The following is a 14846-nucleotide window of genomic DNA, read 5'->3' on the forward strand; positions in this document are numbered from 1 at the left end:
CGATGGTAGTGTGGCTTTGCCATGCAAGAGTAGGTCACCGCCAGGGGCTTTATCCTGAAACACCCTCACCGGAAACGGTGGGGGTTTTTCTTTGGTGCTGCTGCAGTGGCGACCGCAGGTCGCGACCCGCAACAGGTCACCGCCAGGGGCTTTACCCTAGAAGGCCTCCCCCATCGGGGAGGCCTTCGTCTTTGAGACGTTTGAACAGTTGCTGTGGCGATCGCAGGTCGCGACCCCGCAACAGGTCACCGCCACGAGGGACAAATTGCCGCAGTATGGAATACGCGAGCGCAGCTTCTTGCGGTGGTCGCTAGAATCGACCGATTCCTCCCATCACGGACCCGCATGACGACTTCCAACCCAAGCCGCCTCGGCCCCTTGTCGTACCTGATCTTCTCTTCGCGCTGGTTGCAGCTTCCGCTTTATCTGGGCCTGATCGTGGCCCAGGGCATCTACGTCGTGCAGTTTCTGCGTGAGCTGTGGCATCTGGTCTCGACCACGCTGTTCCACAACGGCGTCGACGCCGGCGGGGTGGAAAGCGCCGAGGCCACGATCATGTTGACCGTGCTCGGTCTGATCGATGTGGTGATGATCTCGAACCTGCTGGTGATGGTCATCGTGGGAGGCTACGAGACCTTCGTCTCCCGTCTGCGGCTGGAAGGACATCCGGACCAGCCCGAGTGGCTGTCGCACGTGAATGCCACCGTGTTGAAGGTGAAGCTGGCGATGGCGATCATCGGCATCTCCTCGATCCACCTGCTCGCCACGTTCATCAAGGCGCGCAACATGGATGGCGAGACGATCATGTGGCAAATCCTGCTGCATCTGACTTTCGTGGTGTCGGCGGTGGCCCTGGCGTACATCGACAAGCTGACCCAGCCGGTCGGCAAGCACGCCGAGGCACACTGAGCGCGATCGATCGAATCACGGCGACCACCCATAGCGCAGACCAGTTGCTACTCTTGACCGATGGGTTCGCGTGAAGGGACGTGCGGTGGAACAGCGTTACATTTTGGCGATAGACCAGGGGACCACCAGCTCACGCGCGATGCTGTTTGACCGTGCCTGCGCGGTCGTCGGATCGGCGCAACGCGAGTTTCGACAGATCTTTCCGCAGTCCGGCTGGGTCGAACACGACCCGCAGGAGATCATGTCGAGCGTGCTGGCGACGGTGGCCGAGGTTCTGGCCCGGGTGCCGGATGCGGCGACGATGTTGGCCGGCATCGGCATCACCAACCAGCGCGAGACCACCGTGGTGTGGGACCGGCACACCGGCAAGCCGGTCTACAACGCGATCGTGTGGCAGTCGCGGCAGAGCCTGGCGATCTGCGAGCAGCTGGAAGCGGACGGCTACGCATCACTGGTGCGCGAGAAGACCGGCCTGCTGATCGATGCGTATTTCTCCGGCAGCAAGATCCGCTGGATTCTCGATCACGTCGCTGGCGCCCGTGCCCGGGCGGAACGCGGCGACCTGCTGTTCGGGACGATCGACAGCTGGCTGATCTGGAATCTCAGCGGCGGTGTGCTGCATGTCACCGACATCAGCAATGCGGCGCGGACACTGCTGTTCGACATCCAAACCGGCCGGTGGGACGACGAGCTGCTGCGCATGCTGGACATCCCGCGCAGCATGTTGCCGCAGGTGCGCTCGTGCAGCGAGGTCTACGGCCATACCGTGGCCTTCCCCGGCGTGCCGGCCGGGGTGCCGATCAGCGGCGTGGCTGGCGACCAGCAGGCGGCGTTGTTCGGCCAGGCCTGCTTTGAACCGGGCATGGCCAAGAACACCTATGGCACCGGCTGCTTCATGCTGATGAACACGGGTACGCAGGCGGTGCCTTCGCGACACGGCTTGCTGACCACCGTGGCGTGGAAGCTGGATGGCGTCGTCGAGTACGCGCTCGAAGGCAGCATCTTCGTCGCCGGCTCGGTGGTGCAGTGGCTGCGCGATGGCTTGCGCATGCTCGAATGCGCCAGTGACTCGCAAGCCTGCGCCGAAAGCGTGGATTCCTGCGAGGGCGTGTACCTGGTGCCGGCCTTCGTCGGTCTCGGGGCACCGTACTGGCGCAGCGACGTGCGGGGCGCGATGTTCGGCCTGTCGCGGGGCACCCGCAAGGAACACGTGGTGCGCGCTGCACTGGAATCCATGGCCTATCAGTCGCGCGATGTGTTGTCCGCGATGGAGGCCGACGCGGGCATTCCGTTGAAGGAGTTGCGCGCCGATGGTGGAGCGATCGCCAACGACTTCATGGCGCAGTTCCAGAGTGACATGCTCGGTGTGCCGGTGCTGCGTCCGAAGGTCGCCGAGACGACGGCGCTGGGCGCGGCGTGTCTGGCAGGGCTGGCTGTGGGATTCTGGGAAAACCGTGCGCAGATTGCGAAGTTGTGGCGGATCGATCAGCGCTTCCAGCCATTGATGGCCGAACCCGATCGCGAGCGCCTGTACCAGGGCTGGCGCGATGCGGTGCATGCCACCATCGGTTTTCGGGTGGCCTGAAAAAAGAAGCCCCGGCGGCATGCGCGGGGCCTCGTTCTTCAAGCGGTGATGGCCGGCTTCAGTCGAGCGCGTAGCCGAACTGGTCCAGGAACTCGGCGGCGAAATCGGCGTAGCCGAAACGCTGGTTCTGCGTGCCGGGATGTTCGACCTTGAGCGCACCCATCAGCGAAGCCATGCGACCCACGGTCGGCCAGTCCTTGCCGCGCATGATGCCGAACATCAGCCCGGCGCGATAAGCGTCGCCACAACCGGTGGGGTCGACGATCTGCCGCTCGCGGGCCGGCGGAATGTGGTGGGTCTCGCTGCCGACGTGGATGACCGATCCGCGCGGGCCCTGGGTGACGATGTAAGCGGTCACCTTCTGCGCGATTTCGTCGGCGCTCCAGCCGGTGCGTGTCTGCAGCAGCTGCGATTCGTAATCGTTGACGATCACGTAGGTCGACTTGGCGATCATCGAGCGGAACTCTTCGCCGCTGAACAACGGCATCGCCTGGCCCGGATCGAAGATGAAGGGCACGCCGCGTGCGGCGAACTCGTCGACATGCTGCAGCATCGCCTCGCGGCCGTCCGGTGCCACGATCGCGAAATCGATGTCGGGGATGTCGCGTACGTGGTTTTCCTGGGCGCTGGACATCGCGCCGGGATGAAACGCGGTGATCTGGTTGTTGTCCAGGTCCGTGGTGATGAAGCATTGCGGCGTGAACTGGTCGTCGAACACGCGCACGCTGTCCAGGCAGATCCCGCACTGCTCCATGTGCGCACGATACGGCGCGAAATCCTGACCCACCGCGGCCACCGGCAGCGGATCGCCGCCGAGCAGCTTGAGGTTGTAGGCGATGTTGCCGGCGCAGCCGCCGAACTCGCGTCGCATGCGCGGCACCAGGAACGACACATTCAGGATGTGCATCTGATCGGGCAGGATGTGGTTCTTGAACTGGTCCTGGAACACCATGATGGTGTCGTAGGCCAGCGATCCGCAGATGACGGCAGACATGATGCGCGGGAGCCCCTGGGCAGAGAATGGAAAACCGTATCGCCGCGGGACGGCGCAGGCCGCACCGGACGGCCCCGGTCAAAGGGGCGATCTTAACGCCATCCGCCCGGATTGGCGACTTTCTGGCCATCCCCGAAGCTCAGCCTGCGACGCAGAAAACGTGCTTAGGGTCGTGTTGTAGAAGGATTTCTTAACGTTATTGTCCTTGCGCATGCGGGGCACGCTGACTAGACTGGCGAGCTTACTTTTTAACCAGGCCGGACCACGGCGGACTCATGTTCAAGAAGTTTCGCGGGATCTTCTCCAACGACATCTCCATCGACCTCGGCACGGCCAACACGCTGATCTACGTGCGTGGGCAGGGCATCGTGCTGAACGAACCGTCGGTGGTGGCGATCCGCCAGGATCGTGGCCCCGGTGGTCCGCGCACGATCGCGGCGGTCGGTGGCGACGCCAAGCGCATGCTCGGCCGCACGCCGGGCAATATCGCCACCGTGCGGCCGATGAAGGACGGCGTGATCGCCGACTTCACCATGACCGAGGCGATGCTGCAGCACTTCATCAAGCAGGTGCACAAGTCGCGCTTCCTGCGCCCGAGCCCGCGCGTGCTGGTGTGCGTGCCGTGCGGTTCGACCCAGGTCGAGCGCCGCGCGATCAAGGAATCGGCCGAAGGCGCCGGCGCCCGCGACGTGTTCCTGATCGAGGAGCCGATGGCCGCGGCGATCGGCGCCGGCATCCCGGTGCACGAGGCGCGTGGCGCGATGGTGCTTGACATCGGCGGCGGCACCTCCGAGGTCGCGGTGATCTCGCTGAACGGCATCGTCTACTCGCAGTCCGTGCGTGTCGGAGGCGATCGCTTCGACGAGGCGATCATCAATTACGTGCGTCGCAACCATGGCACCCTGATCGGCGAATCCACCGCCGAGCGGATCAAGCTGCAGATCGGCTGTGCCTTCCCGCAAGCCGACGTCAAGGAGATCGAGATCTCCGGCCGCAACCTCGCCGAGGGCGTGCCGCGGATGTTCACGATCAACTCCAACGAGATCCTCGAGGCCCTGCACGAGCCGTTGGCCGGCATCGTGGCCGCGGTGAAGTCGGCACTGGAGCAGACTCCACCGGAACTGTGCTCCGACGTCGCCGAGCGCGGCATCGTGCTCACCGGTGGCGGTGCCCTGCTGCGCGACCTGGACCGGCTGATCTCCGAGGAAACCGGCCTGCACGTGCAGGTGGCGGACGATCCGCTGACCTGCGTGGCGCGTGGCGGCGGCAAGGCGCTGGAGCTGATCGATCAGCACGGCAGCGACTTCTTCGCACCCGAATAAGGCGAGAGCCTGCTCATGGCGCGTGCGCGCGACGAATCCTCGCCGCTGTTCGCCGGCAATGCCGCGGGAACCCTGCGGCTGATCGTCTACCTGGCGCTGGCCATGGTGCTGATGGTGCTGGACCATCGCAATGGCTGGCTGTGGCGGCTGCGCGACACCGCGTCAGCCGTGGTCGAGCCGGTGTACCGCCTGGCTGGCCTGCCTGCCGTCGGTGTGCGCACGATGAGCGTGGCCTTCGCCGATCGCCAGCGTCTTACCGAACAGAACCAGCGTCTGCGCGAGGACCTGCTGCTGGCGAACGCCAAGCTCAACCGCATGGCGGCTGTGGCGGAACAGAACCAGCGCCTGAAGGAATTGCTGGACACGCAGCACAGCCTCGATCTCAACGTGCAACTGGCGCGGGTCATCGGCGTGGACCTCGGCGCGTATCGCTACCAGTTGACCCTGAACATGGGCGCCCGCGACGGCGTCCGGCCGGGCCAGCCGGTGATCGATGCCCACGGCGTGATGGGGCAGGTCAAGGAAGTTCTGCCGACCACCTCGGTGGTGATGCTGATCACCGATCCGGCGCATGCGATTCCGGTGGTGGTCGAGCGCACGGGCCTGCGCACCGTGGCCTACGGTTCCCGTGACGGCGACGAGCTGGCGCTGCCCACCATCCCGCTGGCGGCGGACGTGCGCGTCGGTGACAAGCTGCTCACCTCGGGCCTCGGTGGCCGCTTCCCGCCCGGCTTCCCGGTCGGCGACGTGCGCTCGGTGGCACCGGCACCCACCGGCATGTTCCTGGTCGCGCTGGCGAAGCCGGCGGCGGACATCGACCGCAGCGAGGACGTGCTGCTGCTGCATGACCAGGCCGAACCCGATGGCCCGCCCGCACCGGTCAAGCCGATGGGCCCGCCCAGCCAGCTGGCGCCTGGCGGCAGTGTCGGCGCACCGGCTGCGGCCGGCAAGGTGAAGCCATGAGCCGGCAACGTCTGAGCCAGTGGTGGTTTGCCGGCACCCTGGTGTTCGCCCTGCTGTCGATGCTGGTGCCCTTGCCCGGCGTGCTGGAGCCGTTCAAGCCTTACTGGCCGGCGCTGTTCCTGCTGTACTGGTCGCTGGAATCGGAGGACCGGGTCACCCTGGGGCTGGCTTTCATGATCGGACTCGGCGCCGACCTGCTCAACGGCGTGGTGCTGGGCGAACAGGCGTTGCGCCTGTGCGCGCTGGTCTTCATCGCCCTGCGTTTCCGTTCGCGGCTGCGCTTTTTCCCGATGTGGCAGCAGGCGCTGGCCGTGCTCGCGCTGTTGTTGAACGACCGCATCCTGCTGTTGCTGGTGCGGCTGCTGGCCGGTGCCTCGCTGCCGCCGGCCAGCTGGTGGATTTCGCCCTTCGTCGGCGCCGCCTTGTGGCCGTTCCTGTTCCTGCTGCTCGACGATCTGCGCGCACGGCTGCGGATTCAATGAGACATGAACCAGTGACATGAAGATCCGGCGATCGATCAAGGACCCGCGTGGCGAAAGCCTGCTGTTCAGGCGTCGCGCCGCGGCTGCCTTCGTGCTGATCCTGCTGGGCTTGTGTCTGCTGCTGGTGCGCTTTGCCTTCCTGCAGGTGGCGCACCACGAGGAATTCGTCACCCGCTCGCAGAACAATCGGGTCAAGCCACGGGCGATTCCCCCGGCGCGCGGCCTGATCTACGACCGCAACGGCGTGCTGCTGGCCGACAACGTGCCGGCGTTCCGGCTGGAAGTGGTGCCCGAGCAGGTCAAGGACATGCCGGCATTGCTGCAACAGCTGGGCCACGTGGTGCCGCTGGACCAGGACGATCTGGACGCCTTCCACAAGCAGCTCAGGCAGAGCCGGCGCTTCGAGAGCGTGCCGCTGAAGCTGCGCCTGACCGAGGACGAGATCGACCGCTTCGCGGTCAATCGCTGGCGCTTCCCCGGCGTGGACGTGGTGCCGTACCTGACCCGGCGTTATCCGCTGGGCGAAATGTTCGCCCATGTCGTGGGCTATGTCGGGCGCATCGACGCCGACGACGTGGATCGCCTCGATCCGGTCCGCTACAAGGGCACCAGCCACGTCGGCCGCAGCGGCATCGAGCGGTCCTACGAAGACATGCTGCACGGCACGCCGGGCTACGAACTGCTGGAGGTGAACGCCGACGGTCGCACCCAGCGCGTGCTGGAAACGCATGCGCCCAAGCCGGGCAAGAACCTCTACCTCAGCATCGACGTGCGCCTGCAGAAGGCCGCCGAAGAGGCGTTCGCCGGTCGGCCCGGCGCCGCGGTGGCGATTGATCCGCGCAATGGCCAGGTGCTGGCGATGGTCAGCGTGCCCACCTTCGATCCCAACCTGTTCGTCAACGGCATCAGCCAGGCCGACTACAGCGCGTTGACCAACGACCCGGAGAAGCCGCTCTACAACCGGGCGCTGCGTGGCGTCTATCCGCCAGGCTCCACCGTCAAGCCGCTGGTCGGCCTGGCTGGCCTGGAGAGCGGCCTGCGTACGCCACAGGACACCGTGGTTTCCACCGGCGTGTTCTACATTCCCGGCCAGGCCCGCGGCTATCGCGACGACCAGCGCGGCGGCGTGGGGCGCGTGGACCTGGCCGGCGCGATCGAGCAATCGGTCAACACCTATTTCTACAAGCTCGCCCTGGACATGGGCATCGACAAGCTCAGTGCCTACATGGCCAAGTTCGGCTTCGGCAAGCCGACCGGGATCGACCTGATCGGCGAGTCGGCCGGCGTGCTGCCCTCGCGCGAATGGAAAGCGGCCAACTCCAAACAGCCCTGGTATCCGGGAGAAACGGTCATCGCCGGCATCGGCCAGGGCTTCTGGGCGGTGACGCCGCTGCAGCTCGGCCATGCGATCGCCACCTTTGCCGGTCATGGCATTCCCTACGCCCCACGGCTGGTGATGGCGACCCGCGATGGCGTCAACGCGCCGCTGCAGCCATTGGCCAACCCGCCCAGCGGACCGTCGGTGATTCGAAAGCCGGCCGATTGGGATGCCGTCAACCTGGGCATGGAGCGGGTGATGTATGGCGAGCGGGGCACCGGGCGCACGCTGGTGAACGGCTTCCCCTACCGCCTGGCCGGCAAGAGCGGCACCGCAGAGCGTTACTCGCGCACCACCAATGCCTACGACGACCGCAGCAACCTGGCCTACCTGGCCAGCCGCAACCGCGCCTGGTTCGAGGTCTACGCGCCCGCGGACAACCCGCAGATCGCGGTGGCCGTGCTGCTGGAATCCGGTGCGTGGGGCGCCAGTTCGGCCGGCCCGATCGCCCGCCAGATCCTCGACGCGTGGCTCGCCTCGCACGGTGGCGTGATTCCCGACGCGGAACGCCTGCCGGTGTCGAACGCCGCGCCGGCAAGCGCTCCCGCCGAGGTTCCGGACGACGAGCAGGTCGAGGACATCCCGGCCCAAGCCACCTCAAGCGGAGACACGCCATGATCGAGGTGCTCTACGCGCGTGGCCGGCGCTTCCTGCGGCGGATACTGACCCGGCCCCGGATCGACCTGCCGCTGGCCCTGGGCCTGTTCGTGCTGGCGATCACCGGACTGGTCACGCTGTACAGCGCCGGCGACGCCCACCTGTCCCTGGTCGGCGGCCAGGCCGGTCGCTTCGTGCTGGGCGCAGGCCTGTTGCTGCTGGTGTCGCGCATCCCGCCTTCGGTGCTGCGCAGCTGGACGCCGTGGTTGTATGGCGGCAGCACCGCTTTGCTGGTGGTGGTGGCGATCCTCGGCGAGGGGCGCGGCTCGATCCGCTGGCTCGACCTCGGCTTCATGCGTTTCCAGCCGTCCGAACTGCTCAAGCTGACCATGCCGATGATGGTCGCCTGGTACCTGCACCCGCGCCAGTTGCCGCCGGGCTGGAAGGACATCGCCGTGGTCGGCCTGCTGATCGCGATCCCGGCCGGGCTGATCGCCGAGCAACCGGACCTGGGCACCGCGGTGCTGGTGACGGCAGCCGGCGCGTTCGCGCTGTTCCTGTCCGGCATGGCGTGGTGGCGGATCGGCCTGCTGGTCGGCGCGGTCGCCGGCATGATCCCGGTCGGCTGGCACTTCCTGCACCAGTACCAGCGCGACCGCGTGCTGACCCTGCTCAATCCCGAATCCGATCCGCTGGGCAACGGCTGGCACATCATCCAGTCGCAGATCGCGGTGGGTTCCGGCGGCATCTTCGGCAAGGGCTGGCAACACAGCACGCAGTCGCGGCTGGATTTCCTGCCCGAGCACACCACCGACTTCATCTTCGCGGTGTTCTCCGAGGAGTTCGGCCTGGTCGGCGTGTGCGCGCTGGTGGCCTTGTACGCCTTCATCATCGGCCGCTGCCTGTGGATCGCGATGGAGGCGCGCGATACCTACTCGCGCCTGCTTGCCGGCGCGATCGGCATGAGCTTCTTCGTCTACGTCTTCGTCAACGGCGGCATGGTCGCCGGCATGCTGCCGGTGGTCGGCGTGCCGATGCCGATGATCAGCTACGGCGGCACCTCGGCCGTCTCGCTGCTGACCGGCTTCGGCGTGCTGATGTCGATCCATGCCAACCGCAAGACGCATCTCTGAACCTCGCCAGCGCACCGTCCCGTGCGTGCCCGAAGTTGCGCGCGCCTGCGTGTTAGGCTTTCGTGGACATGGTAATTCTGTGAGCGAAACCACAACATGACAGCCACGCCTGCGCCGCGCCCGGCCCGTTTTCTCGCCGTCCTCAGCCTGTTGTGGGTGGCCTCGCTGACGCCGGTGCTGGCTGCCACCCATCCCGGCCAGGCCGAACTGGTGCGCGAGGTGGCGCGGGAAACCGGCAAGAGTCCGCAGGCGCTGAATGCGCTGCTGGACGGCGCGAAGATGCAGCAGAGCATCCTCGATGCGATCAGCCGGCCGGCGGAGGGCAAGCCGTGGAAGGATTACCGGCCGATCTTCCTCACCGACAAGCGCATCGACGATGGCGTGGCCTTCTATCGCGAGCACCGTGCGCTGCTGGATCAGATCGGCAGGCAGTACGGCGTGGCGCCGCAATACATCGTGGCCATCGTGGGCGTGGAGACCAGTTACGGCGGCAACACCGGCAAGTACAAGGTGCTCGACGCGCTGGTCACGCTGGGTCTGTACTACCCGCCCCGGGCGAAGTTCTTCCGCGAACAGCTGAAGGAACTGCTGAGCCTGCCGGACAACCACCTGGCCGGCCCGCTGGACACGCTCACCGGCTCGTATGCCGGCGCCCAGGGCTGGGGCCAGTTCATGCCCACCAGCATCCGCGATTTCGCGGTGGACGCGGATCACGACGGCCATATCGATCTGCAGAACTCGCTGCCGGACATTTTCGCCAGCGTCGCCAATTACTTCGTGAAGCACGGCTGGGTCACCGGTGGTCCGGTAGCGGCGCGCGCACAACCGGATGCGTCGGCAACACCGCCCACGGTGACCGACACCAGCCCGAAGTGGCCACTGGAGCAACTGGAGGCGTGGGGCTATGCGCCGCTGCAACCGCTGTCGCCGGCCGAACCCAGCAGCCTGCAGACGCTGGAAGGCCCGAACGGGCCGGAATACTGGTTCACCTTCCAGAACTTCTACGTGATCACCCGCTACAACCGCAGCCCGCTGTACGCGATGGCGGTGAACCAGCTGGCGCAGGCCATCGCGGCTGGCGTCGGCCCGGCGGAAGCGACGCGATGAGGCTGGCCCGCGTCGCGCTGGTGCTGGCGGCGGGCCTGCTGCTGGCCGCGTGCGGTGGCCACCGCACGAAGCCCGCTCATCGCGACGGTCATTCGCGGACATCGCCGTCGAGCCCGTCCCGGACCTCCGGTGACGACCGCTTCGAGGACGACCTCAGCAAGCCGCAGGGCAGCCGCTACCGCGACGGCGAAGACAGCGTGCCGCCGCCACTGGACGTCAGCAAGCTGGTCGAGCCGGTGCCGAAGGTCGAGCCACGCTCGCTGTATGGCAACAAGTCGCCGTACAGCGTGCGCGGAAAGAGCTATCGCGTGCTGCCCAGCGCGCGCGGCTACGACGAGCGCGGCATCGCCTCGTTCTACGGCAACAAGTTCCATGGCTACAAGACCTCCAGCCTGGAAACCTACGACATGTATGCGTTCAGCGCCGCCAGCACCACGCTGCCGCTGCCCAGCTATGCGCGGGTGACCAATCTCGAAACCGGCAAGAGCGTGATCGTGCGGGTCAACGACCGCGGCCCGTTCCACGACAACCGGCTGATCGATCTGTCCTACGCCGCCGCGGTGAAGATCGGCATCTGGCCCAAGGGCACCGGCCTGGTCGAAGTGCAGGGCATCGACCCGTCCCGGCCCGGCAAGGAACTGCCGCTGGCGCCCGTGGTCACAGGCTCACATCCCGGCATCTACCTGCAGATTGGCGCGTTCGCCGACGCGGACAACGCCGACCGCCTGGCTCAGCGTCTGCGTCAGGCCAACCTCGGCGCGGTGCAGGTCACCGACGCGGTGATCAATGGCCAGCGCGTGCGTCGGGTGCGGGTCGGGCCGCTGGCCAGCGTCGATCGCGCCGACCAGGTCAGCAGCCGGATCGAAGGCATGGGTCTGCCCCGGCCGCAGGTCGCGGTAGACTGAGCAGGATTTGCGCAACCTTTTCCACCTTGATCGACGCCCGCAACGTCGAACGCCAGACACCGGACTGAACAACACGATGAATTTTTTCCGCCGCACCCTGCTTCCGCTTGCCGCCGTCACCCTGCTGGTCGGCGTCGCCGTCGCCCAGACCCCGCCGCGCCCGTCACCGGTGCCGCGTCCGGTGGTGCCGGAGGCGCCGGTGCCTCCGCCGCCGGACGTCGACGGCAAGAGCTGGGTGCTGATGGATTACGCCACCGGCCAGATCCTGGCCAGCAAGGAGCCGGACCTGAGGCTGGAGCCGGCATCGATCACCAAGATCATGACCGACTACGTGGTCTCGGCCGAGGTCGCCAATGGCAAGGTGCACATGACCGACCCAGTGACCATCAGCGAAAACGCCTGGCGTGGCGGTGGTGCGGGCACCGACGGCTCCACCAGCTTCATGAAGCTCAACAGCCAGGTGCCGCTGAAGGACCTCCTGTACGGCATGATCATCCAGTCCGGCAATGACGCGGCGATCGCGCTGGCCGAGCACACTGCGGGCTCCGAGCAGGCGTTCGCCGGCCTGATGAATGCCTACGCCAGGCAGCTCGGCATGGTGAACTCCAACTTCGAGAACGCCTCCGGTTACCCGATCGCCAACCACTACACCACCGCGCACGACATCGCGATCCTGTCGCGCGCTCTGATCCACGACTTCCCCGACGACTACGCGATCTCCGCCATCAAGGAGTTCGAGTGGAACGGCATCAAGCAGCACAACCGCAACACCCTGCTGTGGCGCGACCCCAGCGTGGACGGCATCAAGACCGGCCACACCGCCGCCGCCGGCTACTGCCTGGCCGCCTCGGCCAAGCAGGGCGAGTCGCGGATGATCGCGATCGTGATGGGTGCAAGCAGCGAGAAGGCGCGCGCCGATTCGGCGATGGCCCTGCTCAACTACGGCTTCCGTTTCTACGAGACCCACAAGCTGTATGAAGCCGGCAAGCCGCTGGCCACGCCGAAGCTGTGGAAGGGTGCGTCCAATCAGTTGCCACTGGGCGTCAACGAGAGCGTGCAAGTCACCGTCAAGCGCGGCCAGTACGACCAGCTGAAGGCCACCATGGACATCCCCGCCACCCTGATCGCGCCGTTCACCAAGGGTCAGCAGGTGGGCACGCTGCACATCACGCTGGACGGCAAGCCGGTGCAGAACGTGCCGCTGGTGGCGTTGGCCGATGCACCGCAGGGCGGTTTCTTCTCGCGCCTGTGGGACAGCATCATGTTGTGGTTCCACAGCGACAAGAAGGCCGACGCCGAGGTGCCGGCCAAGAGCACGGACGCGAAGTAATGCAGCCGATCGACTTCACCAAGGCGAAAGAGGAAGGCAAGGGCTTCGAATTCCCCGGCGAGTTCGAGATCACCGCGGTGGGCAATTCCAGCGCCAACCTGCCCAGCCACGTGCCGCAGCTGCTGGAGCGCGCCGGCCTGCGCGTGCTGCATGAAACCGTGCGGCACCGGCACTCCGGCGCCGGCAACTACGTCTCGGTCACGGTCAGCTTCCATTGCGAAAACCGCGAGCAGTACGAAGCGGCGCATCACGCGCTGCGCGCCGATCCGGACATCCGCTACACGCATTGAAGGGCGGGATCGGCGAACGGAGTGGGGCGCACAATTTTCATGCCGCCCTGCGCTGATCGGCTCGGTTTTGCCATGCGTCCTTGACTATCTGTGCAACGCCTCCAACTTTCCCGTTTCCCGTTTCCCGTTTCCCGTTTCCCGTTTCCCAAGGTTCCCCATGTCGTTGCCGCTGAAAATCCGTCGCCTCGGTCGCCAGCCCTACGCGGCGACCTGGCGGGCGATGAGTGCGTTCACCGACAACCGCACCGCGGACACGCCCGACGAACTGTGGCTGCTGGAGCATGACCCGGTGTTCACCCTGGGCCAGGCCGGCAAGATGGAGCACGTGCTGGCGCCGGGCGACATCCCGGTGATTCCGGTCGATCGCGGCGGCCAGGTGACCTATCACGGGCCGGGCCAGATCGTCGGCTATCCGCTGATCGACCTGCGCCGGGTCGGCGTGGGCGTGCGCGAGCTGGTCCACCGGATCGAGCAGTCGCTGATCGATACGCTGGCGCACTGGAACGTCAGCGCCGCGCGCCGCGAAGGCGCGCCGGGTGTCTACGTGGACGAGGCCAAGGTTGCTGCACTGGGTCTGCGCGTGCGCCGCGGTTGCAGCTTCCACGGGCTGGCCTTCAACGTGGCCATGGACCTGGAGCCGTTTCACCGCATCAACCCTTGCGGTTACAAGGATCTGGCGGTCACGCAACTGCTAGACTTGGGCGGCCCTTCAAGCCTGGCCACGGTCGAGGACGTGCTGGTGGCGCAGTTCTGTCGCCAGTTCGGTTTCGTCGCCGAGCCTGCAGCTTCCCTATTACCCGAACTCCCCGCGCGCGCGGCGGTCTGAGCTTTCTACATGAGCGAATCACCCACATCGTCGACCCGGGTCATCCCGATCACCGTGGTCGGCAACGCCCCGGCCGGTGAAAAGCAGCTGGGCAACGACAAGATCGCGCTGAACCGCGCCGGCTTCGACACTGCCGTGCCGACCCTGCGCAAACCGTCGTGGATCCGGGTGCGCCTGCCCCAGGGCAACGCGGTGCAGCAGCTGAAGGCGCGCCTGCGCGAGAACTCGCTGGTCACCGTGTGCGAGGAAGCGTCCTGCCCGAACATCCACGAATGCTTCAGCAAGGGCACCGCCACCTTCATGATCCTGGGCGAGGTGTGCACCCGGCGCTGCTCGTTCTGCGACGTGGCGCATGGCCGCCCACTGCCGCCGGACACGCTGGAGCCGGCGCGACTGGCCGAGACCATCCGCGACATGCGCCTGAAGTACGTGGTGATCACCTCGGTCGATCGTGACGACCTGCGCGACGGCGGTGCCGAACATTTCGCCGCCTGCATCCGCGCCACGCGCCACGCCAGCCCGAACATCAGGATCGAGATCCTCACCCCCGACTTTCGCGGCAAGGGCCGCATGGAACGGGCGCTGGAAGTGCTCAAGGATTTCCCGCCGGATGTGTTCAACCACAACCTGGAAACGGTGCCGCACCTGTACCGCGAGGTGCGCCCGGGCGCCGACTACCAGTGGTCGCTGGACCTGCTCAAGCGCTTCAAGGCGCAGCATCCCGACGTGCCGACCAAGTCCGGCATCATGCTCGGCCTGGGCGAGACGTATGACCAGGTGATCGAGACGCTGCGCGATTTACGCGCCCATGACGTCGAGATGATCACCATCGGCCAGTACCTGCAGCCCACGCCCCACCATCATCCGGTGGTGCGCTACTGGACCCCCGAAGAATTCGACATGCTGCGCGAAGCCGGTGAGGCGATGGGTTTCCATCACGTCGCCTCCGGCCCGCTGGTACGTTCGTCCTACCACGCCGACCTGCAGGCCCATGCAGCCGGTGTCACCGAGACAGCCTGAGAGCC

The 14846-nt window shown here is 66.4% G+C and carries 14 protein-coding genes; 13 read left to right on the top strand and 1 reads right to left on the bottom strand.

The genetic code is table 11. From position 1 onward, the window contains the following. Window positions 1-345: 345 nt before the first annotated feature. Complete coding sequence (locus ASD55_RS06255) at window positions 346-909, top strand: TIGR00645 family protein (protein WP_056764554.1); 564 nt, start codon at window positions 346-348, stop codon at window positions 907-909. Window positions 910-994: 85 nt separating this feature from the next. Beyond that, on the top strand, window positions 995-2494 hold the full coding sequence (gene glpK / locus ASD55_RS06260; protein ID WP_056764594.1) for a glycerol kinase GlpK: 1500 nt from the start codon (window positions 995-997) through the stop codon (window positions 2492-2494). Between the two features lie 58 nt (window positions 2495-2552). Here glpK and ASD55_RS06265 read toward each other — a convergent pair whose 3' ends face one another. Continuing rightward, window positions 2553-3488 (bottom strand): carbohydrate kinase family protein, encoded by a 936-nt coding sequence (locus ASD55_RS06265; RefSeq protein WP_056764555.1) that lies wholly within the window; start codon window positions 3486-3488, stop codon window positions 2553-2555. Window positions 3489-3763: 275 nt separating this feature from the next. Between ASD55_RS06265 and ASD55_RS06270 the strand changes: the two genes are divergently transcribed. The 11 genes from ASD55_RS06270 to lipA all read left to right on the top strand — a co-directional run bounded on the left by ASD55_RS06270 (window position 3764) and on the right by lipA (window position 14841). After that, entirely contained in the window at window positions 3764-4810 is a 1047-nt protein-coding gene (locus ASD55_RS06270) for a rod shape-determining protein (RefSeq protein WP_007810448.1), read from the top strand. Between the two features lie 15 nt (window positions 4811-4825). Beyond that, window positions 4826-5773, top strand: coding sequence for a rod shape-determining protein MreC (gene mreC / locus ASD55_RS06275; RefSeq protein ID WP_056764565.1), 948 nt, complete (start codon window positions 4826-4828; stop codon window positions 5771-5773). Next, entirely contained in the window at window positions 5770-6255 is a 486-nt protein-coding gene (gene mreD, locus ASD55_RS06280) for a rod shape-determining protein MreD (protein WP_007810444.1), read from the top strand. The genes mreC and mreD overlap by 4 nt, the downstream gene beginning before the upstream one ends. A 16-nt stretch (window positions 6256-6271) precedes the next feature. Then, window positions 6272-8251 (top strand): penicillin-binding protein 2, encoded by a 1980-nt coding sequence (gene mrdA, locus ASD55_RS06285; protein ID WP_056764567.1) that lies wholly within the window; start codon window positions 6272-6274, stop codon window positions 8249-8251. Then, complete coding sequence (gene rodA / locus ASD55_RS06290) at window positions 8248-9363, top strand: rod shape-determining protein RodA (RefSeq protein ID WP_056715458.1); 1116 nt, start codon at window positions 8248-8250, stop codon at window positions 9361-9363. Before mrdA ends, rodA begins: the two co-directional genes overlap by 4 nt. A gap of 96 nt (window positions 9364-9459) precedes the next feature. Beyond that, complete coding sequence (gene mltB / locus ASD55_RS06295) at window positions 9460-10470, top strand: lytic murein transglycosylase B (protein ID WP_056764570.1); 1011 nt, start codon at window positions 9460-9462, stop codon at window positions 10468-10470. Beyond that, on the top strand, window positions 10467-11375 hold the full coding sequence (locus ASD55_RS06300; RefSeq protein WP_056764572.1) for a septal ring lytic transglycosylase RlpA family protein: 909 nt from the start codon (window positions 10467-10469) through the stop codon (window positions 11373-11375). Before mltB ends, ASD55_RS06300 begins: the two co-directional genes overlap by 4 nt. 76 nt (window positions 11376-11451) lie before the next feature. Further along, window positions 11452-12705: a D-alanyl-D-alanine carboxypeptidase family protein gene (locus tag ASD55_RS06305; protein ID WP_056715465.1), complete on the top strand. Its 1254-nt coding sequence runs from the start codon at window positions 11452-11454 to the stop codon at window positions 12703-12705. Next, window positions 12705-12995: a DUF493 family protein gene (locus ASD55_RS06310; RefSeq protein ID WP_056715468.1), complete on the top strand. Its 291-nt coding sequence runs from the start codon at window positions 12705-12707 to the stop codon at window positions 12993-12995. Before ASD55_RS06305 ends, ASD55_RS06310 begins: the two co-directional genes overlap by 1 nt. 157 nt (window positions 12996-13152) lie before the next feature. Continuing rightward, window positions 13153-13821 (top strand): lipoyl(octanoyl) transferase LipB, encoded by a 669-nt coding sequence (lipB, locus tag ASD55_RS06315; RefSeq protein WP_056764574.1) that lies wholly within the window; start codon window positions 13153-13155, stop codon window positions 13819-13821. Window positions 13822-13830: 9 nt separating this feature from the next. Next, window positions 13831-14841 (top strand): lipoyl synthase, encoded by a 1011-nt coding sequence (gene lipA, locus ASD55_RS06320; RefSeq protein ID WP_056715475.1) that lies wholly within the window; start codon window positions 13831-13833, stop codon window positions 14839-14841. Window positions 14842-14846 lie beyond the last annotated feature (5 nt).

Origin of the sequence: Rhodanobacter sp. Root561 (genome assembly GCF_001427365.1) — a bacterium.
GTDB lineage: Bacteria > Pseudomonadota > Gammaproteobacteria > Xanthomonadales > Rhodanobacteraceae > Rhodanobacter.